Source organism: Persicobacter diffluens (assembly GCF_036244895.1).
Classification (GTDB): Bacteria; Bacteroidota; Bacteroidia; order Cytophagales; family Cyclobacteriaceae; genus Persicobacter; species Persicobacter diffluens.
This window is the reverse complement of record NZ_BQKE01000005.1, coordinates 271,113-292,746: the sequence shown is the minus strand read 5'-3', so window position 1 is coordinate 292,746 and position 21,634 is coordinate 271,113. Positions and strand designations below refer to the sequence as shown.

Annotated in this window: 9 protein-coding genes; all 9 read left to right on the top strand. The window is 43.8% G+C overall.

Translation table 11 applies throughout. The annotated features are described in order from the left end of the window. Nucleotides 1–43: 43 nt before the first annotated feature. The 9 genes from AAA970_RS24330 (at nt 44) to AAA970_RS24290 (ending at nt 21,633) form a co-directional block, all read left to right on the top strand. A complete protein-coding gene (locus tag AAA970_RS24330; RefSeq protein ID WP_338239502.1) occupies nt 44–3,340 on the top strand; it encodes a DUF5107 domain-containing protein in 3,297 nt (1,098 codons plus the stop codon). A gap of 439 nt (nt 3,341–3,779) precedes the next feature. Next, complete coding sequence (locus AAA970_RS24325) at nt 3,780–4,367, top strand: RNA polymerase sigma-70 factor (RefSeq protein WP_338239501.1); 588 nt, start codon at nt 3,780–3,782, stop codon at nt 4,365–4,367. An 839-nt stretch (nt 4,368–5,206) separates the two neighbouring features. Continuing rightward, the gene (locus AAA970_RS24320) at nt 5,207–8,374 is read left to right on the top strand and encodes a glycoside hydrolase family 2 TIM barrel-domain containing protein (RefSeq protein ID WP_338239500.1); all 3,168 of its coding nucleotides are present in this window, start codon (nt 5,207–5,209) and stop codon (nt 8,372–8,374) included. Nucleotides 8,375–8,428: 54 nt separating this feature from the next. Beyond that, nucleotides 8,429–9,736 (top strand): GH39 family glycosyl hydrolase, encoded by a 1,308-nt coding sequence (locus AAA970_RS24315; protein WP_338239498.1) that lies wholly within the window; start codon nt 8,429–8,431, stop codon nt 9,734–9,736. A gap of 105 nt (nt 9,737–9,841) precedes the next feature. Further along, nucleotides 9,842–12,868: a SusC/RagA family TonB-linked outer membrane protein gene (locus tag AAA970_RS24310; RefSeq protein WP_338239497.1), complete on the top strand. Its 3,027-nt coding sequence runs from the start codon at nt 9,842–9,844 to the stop codon at nt 12,866–12,868. A gap of 30 nt (nt 12,869–12,898) precedes the next feature. Then, the gene (locus AAA970_RS24305; protein WP_338239496.1) at nt 12,899–14,656 is read left to right on the top strand and encodes a RagB/SusD family nutrient uptake outer membrane protein; all 1,758 of its coding nucleotides are present in this window, start codon (nt 12,899–12,901) and stop codon (nt 14,654–14,656) included. Between the two features lie 79 nt (nt 14,657–14,735). Further along, on the top strand, nt 14,736–15,977 hold the full coding sequence (locus AAA970_RS24300) for an FISUMP domain-containing protein (RefSeq protein WP_338239495.1): 1,242 nt from the start codon (nt 14,736–14,738) through the stop codon (nt 15,975–15,977). A gap of 119 nt (nt 15,978–16,096) precedes the next feature. Beyond that, on the top strand, nt 16,097–18,394 hold the full coding sequence (locus AAA970_RS24295; RefSeq protein WP_338239494.1) for a sugar-binding protein: 2,298 nt from the start codon (nt 16,097–16,099) through the stop codon (nt 18,392–18,394). A gap of 128 nt (nt 18,395–18,522) precedes the next feature. Then, entirely contained in the window at nt 18,523–21,633 is a 3,111-nt protein-coding gene (locus AAA970_RS24290; RefSeq protein WP_338239493.1) for a sugar-binding protein, read from the top strand. Nucleotide 21,634: the final 1 nt, after the last annotated feature.

The following is a 21,634-nucleotide window of genomic DNA, read 5'->3' as shown; positions in this document are numbered from 1 at the left end:
TAGGGGGGATTTCACCTCCCCCTACACCAAATATTTTTTGCTTATGAAATCACCAGTTAAAGCCTGGCATGAAGCGGTAACCATTCCGACTTATGGAATTGGTAAGCCCGAGAAAAATCCGATTTTTTTAGAGAAACGCGTTTATCAGGGTAGTAGTGGAGTTGTTTATCCTCACCCCGTAATCGAGAAGATTATGGACGAGAAGGAGGATAAGGTGTGGAATGCCGTTTATCTAGAGAATGACTTCATTAAAATCATGATCTTGCCCGAGTTGGGTGGTCGTGTGCAAATGGCTTACGATAAGACCAAAGAGCGTCATTTTGTTTATTACAATCAGGTGATTAAGCCTGCGTTGGTAGGATTGACCGGTCCGTGGATTTCGGGTGGTATTGAATTCAACTGGCCGCAGCACCACCGTCCGTCTACTTACGATCCGGTAGATTCCAAGATTGAATACAATGAGGATGGTAGTGTAACTGTTTGGTGTAGCGAGGTAGAGCGTATGTTCCGTACCAAAGGTATGGCTGGTTTTACGCTTCATCCGGACAAAGCCTATTTAGAGATTAAGGTTAAATTATTTAACCGTACCAACCACCCGCAAACCTTCCTTTGGTGGGCCAACCCTGCAGTGAAGGTGAACGATGATTACCAATCAGTTTTCCCACCAGATGTAAATGCAGTATTTGACCACGGTAAGCGCGATGTATCCAGTTTCCCGATTGCTACAGGAGAATACTATAAGGTAGATTACTCTGCCGGAGTAGATATTTCTAAATATAAGAATGTTCCGGTACCAACAAGTTATATGGCCATTAAGTCTGAGCATGACTTTGTTGGTGGTTTTGAAAATGATTCTCAGGGTGGATTGCTTCACGTAGCGGATCACCACCAATCGCCGGGTAAAAAACAGTGGACTTGGGGACATGGTGATTTTGGCCAGGCCTGGGATAGAAACCTGACCGATGAGGATGGTCCGTACATCGAATTGATGTGTGGGGTTTATACCGATAACCAACCGGATTTCACTTGGCTACAGCCATTTGAAGAGAAGAGCTTCAAACAATACTTCATGCCTTACCGTGACTTGGGTGTGGTGAAAAATGCCACTAAAGATGGTATGGTGAATTTGGAAGCTGAGGGTGATGAATATGTAGTGAAAGCTTACACAACAGGTATCTTCCCGAATGCTACCATTTGTTTGAAATCTAATGGTAAAGTGCTTTTCGAAACGCGCGTGGATATGAATCCAGAGATGAGCTTCGAGCACAAATTATCGGCAGAGATCAATATGGAGGATTGCTATTTGGCGATTCTGGATGAAAAAGGCAACGCAATCGTAGAGTGGCAAACCGCTCCTACCGAATTGAAGCCGATTCCTGATGCTGCCAAAGCGGCGAAAAAGCCCGAAGAGATCAACTCTGTTGAGCAATTGTACCTTCGTGGTTTGCACCTGGAGCAATACCGCCATGCTACTTTCAATCCGGTAGATTACTATATGGAAGGACTGAAGCGTGAGCCAAGCGATGTAAGATGTAATAATGCCATGGGCGCGTGGTATATGAAGCGCGGTCAGTTTGCTTTGGCGGAGCCTTTCTTCCGAAAAGCGATCGAAACCCTGACGGAGCGCAACCCGAACCCTTATGATGGAGAGCCGCTTTATAATTTAGGACTTTGCTTACGCTACAAAGGGGAGTTGAAAGAGGCTTATGATCACTTCTTCAAATCTACCTGGAACGGGGCATGGCAGGATTCAGGCTTCTTCCACTGCGCACAGATCGATGCTATTAACGGCAATGACATCAAAGCATTGGATTTGGTAGAGCGTTCTTTGATCCGCAACTGGGTAAACCAAAAAGCGCGTCACCTGAAGATCATGTTGTTGCGTCGTGCCAACCGCATTGAGGAGGCTTCGGCACTTATTGAAGAGAGCTTGAAAATGGATCAATTCAACTTTGGAGCGATCTACGAAAAGTACTTGATCACCAAAGACGAGACGATCTTTTCGGAGCTTAAAGAGTTGATGCGTGACTATGTACACAACTTCATCGAGTTCTCTTTGGATTATGCACAAGCTGGTTTCTATCAGGAAGCAATTGACTTTATCAATATCCACCTGAACGATAAATCAAATGTTTATCCAATGGCGCAATATTTCCATGGATACTACCATCATTTGATGGGTGCAGACGCTGAAGCCCTGGCTTCATTGGAATTAGCCGCTAAGATGGATCCGGAGTACTGTTTCCCTAATAAACTGGAAGAGTTGATTGCCCTGCAATATGCCATGTCAGTGAACCCAACAGATAGCAAAGCACACTACTATGCCGGTAATTTCTGGTACGGGGCACGTCAGTATGACAATGCCGTGACTTGCTGGGAGACCTCAAGAGACTTGGATGCTTCCTTCCCAACGGTACACCGTAACCTGGCCTTGGCTTATTATAACAAGCAAAATGACCCGCAAAAAGCACGTGTTTCTTTGGAAACGGCTTATGAGCTAGACAAAACAGACGCCAGAATCCTGATGGAGTTGGATCAGCTGTACAAGAAAATGGGCGACAGCCTGGACTTCCGCTTGTCTGTATTAGAAGCCAATCTGGAGGCAGTCAATTTCCGTGATGACTTGTACCTAGAGCGAGCAACTTTGCTGAACCTTAAAGGAGAGTGTGCCAAAGCATTGGAGTTGATCATGGCACGCCAGTTCCACCCATGGGAAGGTGGCGAAGGTAAAGTGACCGGCCAATACCTGTACGCACATATCGAATTGGCAAAAGAAGCGATTGCAGCTGGCCTGTTTGAAAAAGCAATTGATCACCTGAAGGCAACGGAGTATTATCCTCATAATCTGGGAGAAGGAAAGCTTCCGGGTGCTCAGGAAAATGACATCCATTTCTGGATGGGTGTTGCCTACGAAGGGCTTGGCGATAAAGAGATGGCGAAGCAATACTTCGAAATGGCGACCATCGGACAATCCGAACCAACGGCAGCCTTGTATTACAATGACCAGCAGCCAGACAAAATCTACTATCAGGGATTGGCACTGGAGAAGTTGGGCAGACATGACGAAGCGCGTGGCCGATACAACAAATTGGTCAAGTATGGCGAAAAGCAACTGTTCATCCCATTTGAAATGGACTACTTCGCCGTTTCTCTTCCGGACCTGCTGATCTTTGAAGAGGATATGCAGAAGCGTCACGAGCAACAGGCCTACTTCCTAATGGCGTTGGGTTATTTAGGACTTGGTAGTGAAAAAATTGCTGCGGATAATTTTGAAAAGGTGTTAAAAATGAATCCTTTTCATCAGGGCGTTTTGGTGCATTGTCCGACTATTCCGGTGTAGAGGGGGAGAGAGGATAATTAAGCCGAATTATTTAAACATGAATAATCCGGCTTAGCGCGTTTTTAAAAGCCAAAATTCGCAGGGAAAATTTGCATATTGCAGAAGCGATAGCCGATTATTTTGAGAGCATATTATCGCTATTGATGAGAAAGTATCCAAAATCGCTTCCAATAATTCGAATTTACAGCCGGAAGATGTGCTTTTAATTACGCTCTTAACTAAGACCTCATAGGAAAGAATGGGGTGTTATTGTTTTTTTGCTAAAAAATAGTATTAAAAATCGATTTATGAAGGTGGTTTAAGCGGGCTCCTCGATCAATTAATTTAAATAGGGCTTTCCTTTGTAATTTTTATTAGAATTTGGAATATTGAACATGGAAGTGAGTTTCTTCTCATAATTAATTGATGGGAATCTATATTGCACTATTTTTTTTAGCTTGTGAAGAATAATTACAAACCCAATTTGAACCTTATCCGCAACGGAGACAAAGCAGAATTCAATCGCCTGTATTTGGCCTATTATGATATGTTGCTCAGTTTTGTTGGACAATATGTCGACCGTTCTGAAGATACGGAAAATATTGTGCAGGATACCTTTATTAAATTATGGGAGTACAAAGAGAAGCTAAAGGAGGATAGTAATCTACGCAATTTGTTGTTCACAATTGGTAGAAATAAAGCCCTCAATTTTATACGGGACAATAAACATTTCATTCCACAGGAAGACTGGCAGTTAATAGAAGCAGAAATGAAGATTTTTTCCCTTCAAAGCTTAGGCGAAAATGTGGGGGAATTTGATGAACTGCGTAATCGTTATGCTCAAGTTTTGAAAAGCATGCCTGAAGAGCAAAAGGTGACTTTCATGATGAGCCGTGAGGAAGGCTTGAAATATGCCGAAATTGCCCAGGCTTTAGATGTCAGTGTAAAAACCGTAGAGGCACGAATTTCCAAAGCCTTGAAATTGTTGCGCTTAAAATTAGCGGGTTTTTATAGTGCCATTTGGTTTTTATCCACCTTCCTTTCCTAAGTGATAGATGCCGTGATTCATCCTTAAAGGCGCTGTATTTGGCCGAATAATATATGGCTAGATTCAGCGGAACTCGAGAAGATATTCAATATCAGGGTAATACGACTTGTTCTCTGATTTTTTAATTGCCCTGTTTGGCTGAGCCAACTTGCTGTTCCTTCCCTTGCTTGTTTCCGGAAAACCTCCAATAGGGATTTATATCTTCATTTTTTCCCGTCCTGCTGATAAATGAGGATTTAAGCCGAATTATTCACCGCTAGTTTCAGAATTTATCATAAGATGGTTATTTTCAATTAGTTGATATTAGGTCTGCCAAATTTCTGATAGCCCAAATTGGGGTAGGATTGCTTTCTCTTCATTCATCTGTTTCTTTGGAGAAAAGTCGAAATAGGAAAAATCCCTTCATTTTTTCTGCCTGGCAGCTAAAGGAGGACTTAAGCAAGAATCATCCGTAATAAGCATGAAATCATCCGGATTAAATATTTACGCGAAAGACTCGTTTTGTAACCAATCGCGCAAGGGCTGATTTTTATAAAAAAAGTATTTAACATAACGATAATCTCTTCCTCTCTTTGTAATTCAGATCGCCATGATCAGTTAAATTTATCTGATTATATCGTTTTTTTTAAAATCATATTGAATTATAATGCACTCAATAACAAGTATTTATGGTGATGGATCGAGAGGTGTTAATCTTTTGATTAAATTATTTTAAAAAAAATTAATTTTGGAGTAGGGTGAGTTTAGTCATGCGTGTTTAGTAAATACAACATGCAGGATGAAAATCCATAAGCATGTAAGGCATTCATTAATTTTTGATCTTTTTTAAATCATCATCAATGCGGATTTTTTACTTGCCTCTTTTTACTTTCTTTATGGCCATTACGGCCTGCTCCTCTTTTGTCGGAGGACAACAAGACCAAAATCAGGACTCCTCGAACCTGGCTGAATGGCAAAAGCCAGAGGTTTTTGGAATTAATAAATTACCGGCTCATGCTTATTTCATTCCTTATGGTGCTTCAGATGAAGCCTCGCAGGGCTCCTCGAAGGTATTTTCTTTAGACGGGGAATGGGACTTCAAATTCTCCGAAACACCGGATGTCCGTCCTGTCAACTTTTATCAGGAAGATTTTTCTCTGGAGGATTGGGATAAAATTACTGTTCCGGGCAGTATTGAGGTACAAGGCTTTGGTTATCCTGTCTATACTAATGTGCAGTATCCTATAGAAAAAAGCAGTGCAGGGATTGTGGATCCTGCTGTTAATCCGGTGGGTTCGTATAAGCGTTCCTTTGAGCTGCCGGCCGTACAGGAAGGCGAGCAAGTGATATTGCATTTTGGCGGTGTTGCCTCCGCATTTTACCTTTGGGTTAATGGCGAAAAGGTAGGGTACAGTCAGGGGAGTAAAACGCCGGCTGAATTTGATGTAACCGAATATTTACGAGCGGGAAAAAACAACCTTTCGGTTGAAGTATATAAATATTCAGATGGTAGTTATCTGGAGGATCAGGATTTTTGGCGCATGAGTGGTATCCATCGGGAAGTATATTTGCTATTCCGTGGGCCAGCGCATTTAAAAGATTTTGCATTAGAAACTGCCTTTGATTCAGGGACTCAAACGGGCTCCTTGAATTTAAAAAGTGTTTGTAGTGCCAAAGCGAAGGCAGTAGTAATAAATATTACTGACAATGGGAAGGTGGTCCACCAACAAAAAGTAGCTTTAACAGAAGGCTTGGGACAATATCAGGTAAATTTAAAAGGCATTAAAGGCTGGTCGGCTGAGTTTCCTAATGTTTATGATTTTAAACTGGAAGTGTTGGGAGAGCAGAATCAGGTGGCGGAGGTGATCCGACAAAAAATCGGTTTCCGTACTGTCGCCATTGAATCAGGCTTGTTGACAGTCAACGGTCAAAAAATTACCATTCGTGGGGTAAATCTCCATGAGCATCATCCGGTTACCGGTCACTATGTGGATGAGGCCACGATGCAAAAAGACCTGGATCTGATGAAAACCCACAACATCAATGCGGTGAGATTTTCTCACTATCCGCAGCCGGAAAAAATATATGAATTATGTCTCCTCAATGGTTTGTATATCTGTGATGAAGCCAATATCGAAACGCACGGCTTCGGCGCGATCAAGCAGGGACCATTTGATACCCTTAACCATATTGCTTACCTCCCACAGTGGGAAGCAGCTCACCTGGATCGCATGGAGCGTATGTATGAGCGGGATAAAAACCAGTCGGCCATTGTATTCTGGTCTATGGGTAATGAATGTGGAAATGGCCCCGTATTTTATACCGGCTATGACATGATGAAAGAAAAAGTAGGGACCAAAGGAGTGGTGGCTTTTGAGCAGGCGGATTTAGAACGCAATACAGAAGTGTTCTTTCCGATGTATTATCGTCCATGGGAGGCGGAAGCCTACGCACAAGCCAATCCGGGTATTCCGTTTGTTATGTGCGAGTACGCTCACGCCATGGGGAACTCTACTGGAGACCTAAGTGACTACTGGGAAATTTTTAAGAAATATGATGTGCTGCAGGGCGGATTCATCTGGGATTGGGTCGATCAGGGATTGCAAACCAAAGATGAGAATGGCCAGGAATTTTATGCGTACGGAGGAGAATTTGGTCCTGAAAACGTACCTTCAGATGGAAACTTTTGTATGAATGGGTTGGTGAGTCCGGATCGTATTCCGCATCCTGCCTTAACAGAAGTGAAAAAAGTCTATCAGCCGGTGGATATTAGCTGGGAAAAGCAGGGCAGCCGCATCCGAATTCAAAATAATTTTGATTTTACCAACCTGAAGGATTTTTATTTGGCTTATGAGTTGAAAAGCGATGGACAAGTATTAGAGCAGGGACGTTTGCCATTGGCCAATACCCCGGCAGGGGCGGGCACCAGCGTAAATTTCCGTCCTAAGAAAAATATCCGCGGATCACATGAGGTTCATTTGATGCTGAGCTTAAAAAGAAAGCAGGCACAAGGCGTATTGGGATCAGATCATATTTATGCCAATGAGCAGCTAACTTTTGCCGAGGGGCAATTACAGTTAAGAAAGGTACCGCAGCAGGTGGCATTATCAGTTTCCAATGACCCTAATGAGTTGCTGATCCAAGGTCAGTCCTTTCAGTTGACAATCGATAAGTCTTCCGGTTATATCAATAGCCTGAAAAAACAGGGAAAAGAAGTTTTGGCAGCACCGCTGTCCTTGAATACAACACGCGCCTTCACCGATAATGACAGAGGAATGAATATGGAAGCCTATGCCGCGGTATGGAATGCGCCGGAAAATCGATTCAAACTCGATCACATCAGCTGGAAGCAACAGGAGGGTTTTGTGGAAGTGCAGACCAAGCTGAAATATGTAAGTAATGATTCCGTCTATGCTCATATTAACCAAAATTATGATGTATACGCGAATGGAGATGTCTTAGTACAAACCCTTTATAAAGGGATTTTGAATGCACCATTTATGCCGAGATTTGGCTATTATACTGCCCTGCAGAAGCCTTATAATCAGGTGAAATATTACGGTAGAGGCCCGGAAGAGAATTATGTGGACAGACAGGCAGGTACTTATGTTGATTATTATCAGTATAATACCAATGAGGTGGATTTCCCTTACAGCAGGCCACAGGAATTCGGCAATCATACCGGCGTTCGATATGTCGCCATGGTGGATCAAGACCAATCCGGTTTAATGTTTGTGGCGGAAAAACATCCTTTAAATTTTAATGCCTCTCATTATGCAATGGCGGACTTGGCCGGAGATTATCGTTATATTCACCAGGTGCCCGTTTCGGAACAAAATTACCTGCATATTGACTATAGCCATACGGGTATTGGAGGGATGGACTCCTGGGGGGCACAGCCTATAGCGCAATATCAGCTTCAGTCTCGATTTATGAATCATACCTTCCGAATTCAGTTTGTGGATGCTGGTACAGATATCCACCAGGAAGGAAATGAACGATTGTTATATCAAACCATTTCACAGTAGTATCTTTTTAGTTATGCGGTCTCCAACCGCATAACTTACCTTTACTTTTTTGATATGAAAAATTTAATATTTTTGGTCAGCATGCTTTGCATGGCCCTGGCTGGTTATGCCCAAACCAATGTGTATGTGGATTGGAATAAGCCTAATTTTGAAGTGACCGCCTACCATTGGGGGATCAATGATGAAAAAGTTTCTGCACCGGATGATGGTAGTGGCACTGCCGACAAGGGCTATAATCAGTATTTTAATGCCTTGTCGCCGGCCTTAATTCGTATTCACCATGCTGAAATGGTAAAGAATCTTTTTGATTCGGAAAAGAAAAGCTGGAAAGTCGAAAAAATGAAAACCACTTTCGGAAATGCGGAAGTGTATAAAAAGGCCGATTTATTGTTCAACCTTTGTGGCTGGCCTGCTTATATGGATAAAGGGGGAATGTTAAATCCGGCTTATGAGGCGGAATATTTACAAATTTTAGCGGATCTGGTACGCGTAATGCGCGATGAAGTAGGTCTTAAAGTAAAGTACTGGGAGTTAACCAATGAAAAAGAGGATGAATATGAAAAACATGATCGCCTCAATGACCTTTGGGACCTTTACCTGAACATGGCCAAGGTAGTGAAAAAGGTAGATCCACTCGCAAAAGTAGGGGGGCCGGCGCTTACCCATCCGGCACCGAAGTGGGTGAACAGTTTTCTTGATCGCGTTCATGATCAGATGGATTTCCTGACCTGGCATAACTACGGCTCTCCTCCGGCACCTGAAAAATACAGCGATAGCGTAGTGGTCAACCGATCGGTGGATGTCATTGCCAATAGTGCCGCATTTGTAAAAGGGGAATTAGCCAAGCGAAATATAGAAGTTGAAACCTTCCTTTCTGAGTTCAATATTCAGTGGACCTGGACCCCGGTGGATGAGCGACATGGGAATAATATTGGCGCACTCTTTCAGGCTTTGGTGGTCACTAAAGTGGCACAGCAAGGCGTTACCGGCGCCTGCGTGTGGCATTTCAAAGGAGATTCCTATGGCCTATTAAGCCAGGATAATACCCCACGTACCCCGTATTATTTATATGATTGGGCAAAGGATTATCTGATAGGACAAATGACGCCCTTCCAAACGGATCATGAGGCGCTGGAAGTAGTCGGTTTCCAGCAAAAAAATGGCCAGCGCGCATTACTTTTGATGAATAAATCGGCCAATGAACTGCCTCTGGCCTTCCAGGAACTCTCCAAAAAAGAAATCAAAACAGTGGAGACCTTGGTGGCCAATCAATATGCACCCAAAAAATTGAAAGGAAAGCACCGCTTTTCTATTCCCGGGCATTCGGTAATGTTAGTGACTTTAAGTAGCGCTGCAAATTAAGGATGAATGATATTAACCTGTAGACAGGCTGTTATAGAAACTTTTTCAAAGTGAATATTTCAAAATATCTATTTATAAAAACTCCAAAATGTAATTTTTTTCTCCATGCAATTTAAAATACTCAATTTTTGTATTGCGCTGTTTTTTCTTTCAACAGCCGCAATGGCCCAAGTCACCATTACCGGGCAGGTATTGGATGAAACCGCTGTCGGACTTCCCGGAGTTTCTGTAATAGAGGTGGGCACTGTTAATGGAACGGTTACTGATTTTAATGGTAATTATGAGTTGAAAGTAAGTGAGGCGGCCAAGGTGCAATACTCCTTCGTAGGGTATCAATCCATTACTGAGGCAGTGGCTGGCCGTTCAGTAATAGAGGTGCAGCTTAAGCCGGATGTGGTAATGATCGATGAGGTGGTAGTGGTAGGTTATGGCGCAGCGAAAAAGGAAGACCTTACCTCGGCCATTGCCATAGTGGAAACAGAAGAAGTGGCCAAAATACCGGTGACGAGCTTTGAGCAGGCCCTTCAGGGTAAAACTGCCGGGGTGACGGTCATCCAAAGTGGAGCGCCAGGTGGAGCGGCCGATGTACGGATTCGCGGTACGGGCTCGATTAATGGTTCCTCTCCATTGTATGTAGTAGATGGGGTCATCAATGCGCCGGCACCTTCGCCGGAGGATATTTCCTCGATTCAGATTCTTAAAGATGCGGCTTCCTGTGCCATTTACGGTTCCCGTGGAGCCAACGGGGTGATTATTGTGACGACCAAGCGAGGAAAAAAAGGCGATGTAAAGGTAAGCTTTAAAACCGTTCAGGGGGTGCAAAGCGTAGCCAAACCGTTGAACCTTTTGAATGCGGATGAATTTATTACCTACTGGAACACCAACTCAGCGGTGGATAAAGTTTATCCAAACGGATCCAGCATCACACGCCCTCAGCGCGTGGATTTGGCGCAAAACGATCCGGATAATTATTACCGGAATACCAGCTGGCTGGATGAATTATATGGAATGGGTTCCTTCTCTACCTATAATGCATCGGTGAGTAGTGCCTCTGAGCATGGGAACCATTATTTTAGCTTTGACCACCGTGATAATAACGGTATTCAAAAAGGTTCCGGCTTTTCTCAGACTTCAGTACAGTTAAATAATGAATACAAAAAAGGCATTTTTACCGTTGGAGAAAACCTGAATGCCAGATTCATCAACAGAGGGGACAATAGCTCACGTCTAGAAACGGCTTTACGCCAATCTCCATTATTGGAAGTATATAACCCCAATAGCACAGGCCGTCATGATCGTTGGGCGGGTAATACCGAGCTGGATAACAGTAACAACCCGAATCCGATTGCCTCTATTGAAGGACGAAATGTTGACCATAAAGAAGATTGGTTGACGGGTTCAGCATATATGGAAATTGAGCCGATGGAAGGCCTGAAGTTTAGAGGTAACTATAATCTGATGTTGCAAAATACGGATGTATTTGTGAAAGAATATGCCCGTCAGGAAGGGACTACCGGTCCTAGTTTACCGACCACTCGTGCTAACCATGATTCCAAACGCGTTTTTAACCAACAATTGGAGTTTACCGGAAGCTACGCCAGAACATGGGAAAATCACAACTTCTCTGCTTTGGTAGGCTTCACCCAGGAAGATAATCGAACCCGGGCACTGGATGCCTTTGCAGATCGTTTCGCTGTAGATGATCCATATTCTCTGAAAGGGCGATTGGATGATGCGAGCATGAACGTGGGAGGATATTATATTGAGAATGCCCTACGTTCGGTTTTGGGGCGTGTGATGTACGATTATCAGGGAAAATATTTGTTCACGGCCAACTTCCGAAGTGACGGAACCTCTAATTTCCAAAAAGGAAAACGATGGAACAGCTATCCTTCTTTCTCTTTCGGTTGGAGGGTAAGTGATGAATCTTTCATGGATAGCTATGATTGGGTAGATTTATTAAAGCTTCGTTCCGGTTGGGGTCGCATTGGTCGCCGCGTTGGCGCTATGGGGAACAACCAGTTGACCTTGTTGAATTCTGCCAATTACATCATCAATGGAGAGTTGGTTACAGGGGTCACCATCGGTAGTATTATTGATGAGGATCTAACCTGGGAAACCAGTACCAACACCGGTGTGGGAATGGACCTTTCCATTCTGAGAAGCAAATTTGAATTTACAGTGGATTATTTCCACAATTTGAGTGATGGGATGATTTTGGCCACCCGTATTCCAAGTTCATCCGGTATGGGATCCGAACACCGTTCGGTCATTATTACCAATGCCGGTGCTTTGAAAAATACCGGTCTGGAGATCAGCGGTACTTACAATAAATTTGAGGGAGATTTCACCTATAGCTTAACCACTGCGTTGACATTCGAACGCACTAAGGTAACTTCATTAGGTGGTGAACCCTTCCTGGTAGGTGGGCAGACCCAATATTACAGAGATGGATTGACGCGCACCGAGGTAGGTCGAAATATCGGAGAATTCTACGGTTATGTGACCGATGGTATTTATCAGGTTGAAGATACCGATATCCCGGTAGGCAAAAGCCCTGGTGATATCCGCTTTAAAGATTTGAATGGAGACGGTAAAATCGATGCAGAAGACAGAACCTATATTGGATCGCCAATGCCGGATTTCACTGGTAGCCTGACCGCTAATTTCGGATATAAGGGATGGGATTTGAGTTTATTCTTCTACGGAGTGTATGGGAATAAAATTTTTAACCACAACCGCTATCACACCGAAACCCTGTCTAAGTCTTTTAACCAGTCGGTGGATGTGTTAAATGCCTGGACGCCGGATAATCCTTCGAACACTATGCCACGATTTACGGATCAGCATACCGATAATTATGATTTGGCCTCTGACCGATTTATTGAGGACGGTTCCTACCTGAGACTTCAAAATGTTTCTCTGGGTTACACGCTTCCTTCCAAATGGCTGGACCGCGTTCAGATAGACAAATGTAGAATTTATGCAACGGTTCAGAATGCTTTTACCCTGACCAATTTCAGCGGTATGGATCCTGAGATTTATGCTAGCGATATGTTGTCTCGAGGAATCAATAATGCACAATATCCTTTGGCCAGAACAGTGGCCCTGGGCTTTGAATTGGGCTTCTAAAGATCTCTTTAATCGAAAACTTGAAACAGAATGAAACGATATAATTTTTTCGCCTTTGTGCTTTTATTCGGCCTTTTGGCTGCTTGTTCAGAGGACTTCCTGGATCGGCCACCACGTGATGAAGCCGGCTCGGATTTTTTAAACGGTGGCGATCAGAATGCTACTGTTATAACCAATGCCGCCTATTCTTCTCTTCAAAAAAATGGCTTATATGCCCGCTTATTGGTGTTGGCTACCCAAAGCCGTAGTGATGAGTCAAGAGTGACGAAAAATACCCCAAAAATGGAGGAGGATGGAATGGCAGCCGCTTCCTATACCAATAATGCCTCGGGTAAAGTAGGGGAGATGATCTGGAGAGACAGCTTTAATGGTATTTTCAGAGCCAATGTGGCCCTGGATTATGTGAAAGATAATGAGAATGTAAACGAAAAACTGCGGAAGCGCCTTGCAGGTGAGGCCTATTTCCTGCGTGCGATGTATTACCTGAATGTGGTGATGCTTTATGGCGAAATCGTACCGGAGTGCAGGGACTCTAAATCGGTGCTTAATCCACCATTTGAGCATGAGGACAATGTATGGAATATGATGATTGAAGATCTGACCAATGCGCAGGAATTGTTTGAGGAAGTGGATTTTACCAATTTGACCTGGGCAGCGGATGACAGGGGAAGGGCCAACCTTGGAGCGGCTACGGCATTACTGGGTAAAGTCTATTTATATTATGCTCAAATGCGCAAAAACAATGATCCCGAGCTGATCAATAAGGCGAAGGCGGAATTGTTCAAGGTGTACAACCAGCAAGTGGGGGCTTATGCCTTAACTTATAATTATCTGGATAATTTCAGAAGCGCGACCGAGTATAATGAAGAGTCCATTTTTGAGGTTGGTTTTGCGGATTACGGTCAAAAAATATGGGAAATCGATCAGGACAATGCCGGCGCCTCTGAGACTAATTTTCTGGCAAAAAGCTCCACCATGTGTGATGGCGTAGGCTTAATGTGGTGGAATGAATCGCCTTCTGCCCGAATTTATAACGAGTACGAGCGTTTCGGAGAAGAGATCATCGATTACCGATGCTACTACACCATGTGGATTCCCGGTGGCGCTTATTTTAATGATTATGAGTTTGGAACCCTCAAGGATCGGGTGTTGAGTTATGAAGATAGCCCCTGGCCAAATAAGGAAAATAATCCGGTGTCCACCATTTGGGGAAAAGAGTATGATGATTACCGTTTTTATGGATGGAGAAAGTATGGATATGACTATAATTTTTGGTTAAAAGATGGTATAGATCCAAACAACACCACCGGTAGTGATATCAACTATCGCTATATGAGATATGCCGACGTTTTATTGCTGTTGGCAGAATGTGAAGCCTACTTAGGAGGAGACGCTTTTACCTATATTGATCAGGTGCGCGATCGTGCCAATCACCAATTGGATGCTATCGAGGATCCGGGACAAGCGGACTGGGGGAATACTGAGCTGCCTTATTTTGCAGCAGAGGGCCGTTTGCCAAAAGCGGTGCTGTCCATTTACAGAGACAACCCGATTGCCGCCGTACAACACGAGCGAATGGTGGAGTTGGCCTGTGAAAGTGCCCGTTACTTCGATATCATCCGTTGGGATGCCGCAGGCGTATTACTTGACTTGCGCAAAGAAGGCTTTCCAAGAGCACAGGCGGATGACGTGATCATCGACCCTGCATTTGATGGAAACTTTTTGTTCCCGATTCCACAAAGCGAATTGAATAACAATAAGTATATGCGACCTAATAGTGCAAATTAAATTTATAGCTTCCCTTTGGTGAGTGTAAAAGGGAAGCTTCACTTTTTAATATTTTATCAAATTAAATTCAATAAGAACTATGAAAAGGAGTTTACTTTTTTCACTGTTTGTTCTGGCTTTTAGCGGGATGGCTTTGGGACAGAATGTGGGGGATACAGGTGAGTTGGAAGATATCGAAGGGAATGTTTATGAGGTTAAATTGATGCCGGACGGTTATTGGTGGATGACCGAGTTTTTGATTGTGCGTAAAAACGCACAGGGGGAAGATATCGACTATCGCATGCCATGGAATGGTACGGAGCAAAGCCAGGCCTATGTGGACGAAGGAAGAGGCTTGCTATATAATCGCGATGTAACCATGCAAATGAGTAAAGATCAACCATTTTATGCATTGCGTCCCCAGGGAATTTGCCCGGATGGCTGGCACGTACCGACCAAAGAGGATTATATTGCACTGACTACCGCTTTAAGAGGAGGGGCAGCGCCGGCCGATGGTTGGGATGAAACTTTTCATTGGACTGAATTGGTAAGTGAATTAGGACTGGATAATTTGGGCGGACAATGGAATCCACTTAAACCAGTTGGTGAGGAACCCAATGTTGATGCGGCACAATTAACTTGGGCAGCAGTCTACACTTCTTCACGTTTTCCATGGGGTTACCATGAGATGTCAGACTTGAAAGTACGTACAGATGGTGGTGCTGCAGGTTTCACCCAAGACAACCCTGAAAGGTATGACAACTGTATTTGTAGAAAGAATAAAGCCGTTTCTTATGAAGTGACCGAAATGACGGACGCTTTGATTAAAGTTGACCTTTCGGAGGCTTTCGTTGAATTAACGGATCAAATTGAAGTTTGGAATATTGAGGATGAAAACGATCCATGGAAAATGGAGGCAGAGGTTTTCTGGGGAATGGATGATCAGGGCGAGGATGATATGACGAAGATAGAAATCGACGGTAACTTCCCATTTGATGATGAAAGCGCCATTGAGATTCGCTTCGCTGATACACAGGAAGCGCTACCATTAGGTGGATATGACATTGCCAGAACCGGTGAAGAGGATATCCCTACTTCCGTAGAAAAGGTTAGTAAATTAGATATTTATCCTAACCCGGCAGAGGATTTTGTTTCCATCTCTGCCGAAGTTGGATCTGTATTGACCATCACCCGTTTGTCCGGCGAGCTAGTAAACAAGGTGACCATAGTAGAAAATGGTCCTACCAAAGTGGATGTGGCCTTTTTGAGTAATGGATTATACTTGTTGAAGTTGGCTTCCCCATCGGGGCAGTTATCAGTATGTAAGTTGATCAAAAAATAAGGCATTCAGCCAGGCAAGATAGCCCTCAACACTTTTTGGGGGCTATTGCTACACTTTTTTTGTTGCCCTGAGCAACAGTCTTATGACCCAAATTTTTTTAACAGTTAATTTCACCTAACATGAAAAACGTAAAACTAAAAAGTTTTTTATTATTGGTTGTAATGCTCATCAGTCAAATGTATCATGTGACTTTAGCCAATACAACTGATGAACCCACTTTAACCTGGAGTTACTTCCACAACCCTTTTAACGGGACTGATTTGAATGGCACCACCCACACCGTAACCACTCATGGTGCCGTTACCGCCTCACAGGCAGATGGGGAACTAGTTATTGAACTCAATGGCCGTGAATCATATCAGAATATTGTGACCATTGAATTTGCCAATACGATTGATGTATCCAATGCCGCTGAAGTATTTTCTACTTTTCAATCAACAGTATTTACGCGGGCTGATGGACAAGCGGTTGACGGAAGAAATGTAGTAGTGTGGCAGTTGGTTGATGTTGATGGCAATGGCACCAAAACAGATGCATGGGAAGCAGAAATCAATATTAATGATGATGCGATCGCTGGCCAGGACTACCTTCACAATAGCTACGCAAACGGAAATGTAAAACAAGGATGTGACCTGACGAAGGTAAAGTCAATCAATCTGATTAACCGTTCCTATCCCGGTGATTGGAGTGTGATAAATTCCTTTGGTACCATCACCATTTCTGACTTAAAAGTAGGAAAAATCATCGAGGCTACCTCTTTTGTTGGAGAGAGCTATTATGAAAATGCCTTTTCTGAGCCAGGTCGTTTGTCTGATGTCAACCAAACTACAGTAGCTGGAGCTGATGTTAATTTGGTACAGGATAATGGTTATTTGATGGCCAGCTTTACTGATTTGGCTGCGGATGCAGAACTTTTCTCTACCATGTTGGAAGAGCCGATTAACCTGGATTTAGCGCTTACCCCTGATTTCGTTTTTGATTTAAGGCCTTCCCTGAACGCAGAGGCTACTATTAAGGCGATGGTCTATGATGCCGATGGTGTTGCTGCGACCAGTCAGGAGATCGTTTTACATGATATGGATTCTACCATTGAATTCCAGGTAGTTGCGGGCGATGCAGACCTGAGCAATATTACGAAGATTGCCTTTGTAAATGGTGGCCAGCCGATCAGCGGTTCTTTTAGTATTGATAATCTTCGTGTAGGTAATCGTGACACCAAATTGGTTTTGGATGCACGTGAAATGGAGGTTGAAGCTCGCCCAGAGGCGGTCATCACGGTTGACGGTATTGCGGATGAAGCGGTATGGGCAGAAATTACAGCTACTGAATTGGATCGTTTGGTTTACTGGAATGATGATTATAAAGATGCACCAACGCCGGAGAATATCAGCGCTACTTATAAAGTCTTTTATTCTGCAACGGATTTACATGTTTTTATAGATGTCACCGACGATTCTAATAGCTCATTACCTGATGGCGCTAGTGATGGTTATAAGTATGACGGTATCGAAATGTATTTCAATACGGATTTGACCAATGACCCTGAGGATGGTTCCTATACCACGGACGTGCACCAGTTAGGTATTAACCGTGAGAATGGTGATCACGCAGGGGAGAAAATCAGTAATAATGGCTTGACGGCAAACTATGCATTTAAGGAAAAAACGGATGGCACGGGTTACACCGCAGAGTATAGTATTCCATTTTCAGAGCTGAATGTTCCGGTAGAGGTAGGGACTTCCTTTGGTTTTGAGCTTTCTGTAACCGATGCGGATATCGACATCAACAATAATGAGCGTACCCGTAAAGTTGTTTGGAATATGGATCGTAATCACGATGTGGCCTGGCAAAACACCAAAGCCTTCGGTACCCTGATATTAGCGGAAGCACCAAAAGAGGAAGTAGCAGTATCAGCTCAGGCGCTTAACGATAAGGTGGTTGAAGTGACCCTATCTCCAGCAGTATTGGATCTGACGACTGATCATTTTGTGTTGACTCAGAAAGGAAATGCAAGTCCTATCACGCTGAAGTCTGCCACTACAGCAGACGATGGTGTGACTTATTTAGTAGAGTCACGCATCGCTTTTGATCCTGCGCAGACCTATATGATTGCCCTTAACCGATTAGGTTTTGACTTTGGGGATGCCGTTGAGTTCACCTACGAAGATGTTGTGGCTTCAAGTGGTGATCAATTGGAAGGATTACGCTATTACCCTTCACCGGTAACGGATGTCCTGAACGTTGAATGCAAAGACCTGCAGAAGGTATGTATTTATACTTTGGACGGTCGTATGCTGGAGCAGGTAGAGGCCCTTTCTGATGATGTGCGCATCGTTACGGCAGGTTTCCCTTCCGGGATTTTGATTGTTAAAATCATTGCCGAAGGCGGGGAGTCTGTGGTAAAAATTGTAAAATAAACACTCCACATAGTTTGAATTTACCTATGTCCCAATTTTGGGGCATAGGTTTCCAAAACCTGTTTGCATATCGAGACAATACTACGCAAGAAAACTACTTAATGCGAATTACATTTTTTTAATACATCATGATAAGAGATAATAAGTTTGTTGCCATACTTTTATGCTTTTTCAGCTTATGTTTTGCTGCCTCCCCGCACCATGTTCGGGCACAGCAAACAAGTGAAGTAGCAGTGACGATCGATTGGGATTCCTCTATAGGGGAGATCACCAACCATCACTGGGGGGTGAATGATTTTAAGGTGGATAACTTTACCAAGGCAGATCCTGAGTATAATGAATATCTGAAACGTGTTAATCCCGGTATTATTCGGATTCATAAGCAGGGGATGATCGGAACCTGGTCCGATAGTAATACCAAACAATGGAGAAAGGATCACATCAAAACCTGTATGGAGAATGCCACTAAAGGTTATCCAGCGGGCACAAAAGTGTTGCTTAATTTCTCCGACTGGCCGGATTTTATCTCTCCTCAGTCCAAATATGTGGCACCGGAGAATCATGAAAAATTGATTCAGTATTTCTTGCAATTACCTCATATCATGAAGGAGCTGGGCTTCCGGATTGATTATTATGAGTTCTTTAATGAAAATGAAAATTACTATCAGGGCACGGATCAAAAGCATGAAATTATCGATTTGACCGGTGAAATTTGCCGTCGATTTAAAGCAGAATTTGCCACCATGGATTTGGATTATACGCCCAAAGTAGGTGGCCCGGCCCTTACCTGGCCGAATCATGAGTGGTATCAGCCAACCCTTGATCGCATTGGGCAGGACCTGGACTTCTTCAGCTGGCACAATTACGGTCGCGGCCCACAGGAGGATAATACTACCGAAGAACAAAGGGATTTAGAGATTTTCAGAACCGTAGAAGATATTACCTCAGCGGTAAACAGGCTTCGGTCATATGCGGAGAGTAAAGGGCTTTATCATTTAGAATATTTCCTGGATGAGTTTAACGTGCAGTGGGTTTGGAATCCTTATGAAAAGCGTCACCATAATAATGTTGGAGCCGTTTGGTTCTCCACCATTATTAAGCGTTTGGCGGAAAATGGCGTGGATGGTGCCATGTGTTGGAATGCCAAAGACGGTGCCTACGGACTGATGCTGAATGATAATGCTTTGTCTGCTCCGGGGCAGCTATACCTTTGGGGTGGCCGCTATTTAGTGGGAGATATGGCGGAGGTAAGCACTTCCAATGCCGATATTGAGGCGATGGCCGTGACCCGTGAAGGAGGAAAGAGAAGTGTATTGATTTTCAATAGAAGCCATGACGAATATGTGGTAACGAATGCTAACAGTTTGCTGGCTACAAATGGTGGTGTATTGGCCAGTAGAATGGACGCTTCCACTCAAAGTGGTCAGCGTAATAATCCGGAAGCGGTAAGTATCGGCAATGACCATCAAATTACGCTGCCCTCCTTTTCAGTGGTGTTGGTGACCGAGGAGGAGATCGATCCTGCCGTTCCGGTGACCAATTTATCCACCGAAATCGTGATGGACAATGGGGCATATTTTGAGTGGGAAGACAATGGCTATAGTAAAGGATTTAATGTTTATGTAAATGGTATTCAGGTGGCAAAAACTACCTCCACCAATATTTGGCTGCAGGATCTTGATCCTGCCACGGCTTACACCATGGAGGTGAGTGCCTTGAGTGAATTTGAGCAGGAATCATCCAAAGTGTCGGCCCAATTTACTACCCTTTCCAGGGGATTGAAAATTAATGATCATACCGAAGGATCGGGCACTCATCTATTCGATTATTCTGAGGGATGGATGAAGATGCAGGAGGAGTCCGCTTATAATGGGGACCTGACCACCACCTCAGGGACAGAAGCTTCGGTTTCCCTGACTTTTGAGGGAGATGCTATTGCAATCAGTATGGCCGTGAATCCACAGAGTGAGGAACTAAAAGTATCAATCGACGGGCTGGAAGAAACCATTGTGGTGAACCAAAATGCGACCAATGTGAAAGGGGACTTTGGGGTGGTTTATATGAAAACCGGCCTTACGGCGGGAACACATAGCTTACAGCTTGAAACCGACGGAACGCCCATGTTCCTGGACTATGTGACGGTTTTCGGAGCGCAGTTTGCTGCAGATACCGAGGCACCTTCCGCAGTGGAAGTGAGCCAGGAGGTAACAACCCATAGCAGTATTCAATTGAAATTTACGCCGGCATCAGATAATACAGGTGTGGAAGGCTACCAATTGAAATTGAACGGGGAGGCACAACAGGAGGTGTTCAGTCCATACATTACTTTTTCTGATTTGGAAGAGGAAAGCAGTTATGAAATCGAAGTAATAGCATACGATGTAGCAGGAAATACTTCTTCCCCTGCAACTTTTACCTACCAGACTAAAAAATATGTTGAAACCCTGGTACATCCGGATGTCGATGGTGGAAAGCCGGAAATCGATGGTCAGATAGATGAGATCTGGAATTTGCAACCACGATATAAGTTAGTGCAGGGGGAAGGGAATACCCAGGCCTATTACTCATTGATGTGGGATAGAAATTACCTCTACCTACTGGCAAAAGTGACCAAAACGCAAGTGGCCACTGATCAGGATGCTGTACATGTTTTTATAGACACCAAGAATGAGAAACTGGGAAATTATGGCAGTAAGGATTTCTTCTTTGACTTTAACCGATTAACCAAAAATTATGAGGAGCAATATAATAATGGCTCGGCCAGACATGAGCTGGTGGATGTTGATGACCATTATGTATTGGAAGCTTCTTTTAAATGGTCTTCTATCGGAGGGCCAAGAACGGCGACTGCCGGGGATGAGTTTGGTTTCGGCCTTCATATAAAAGATCATTCGCAATGGTTAATGTGGGAGGAAGGCACGGAGGATGCCGGAATCAACACGAAGCTACTTGCCAATATGACTTTAACGGATGAAGAAGCACCTGAGCAGGTTACTTCAATCGGGGAGGCTGTGCAACTCAACATTTTCCCAAATCCAGCGACGACAAGTATCAATATTCAGTCGTTGGTGCAGGTGAATCAATACAGTATCATTGGAATGAATGGCCAGTCCATCGCTCATGGTGCCCTTCAGGGCAATGCAGCAACCATAGATATTGCCCATCTTCCACAAGGGATTTATCTACTGGAAGTATCGACCCTTTCAGGGGTAATCATCAAAAGATTTATCAAGCAATAAG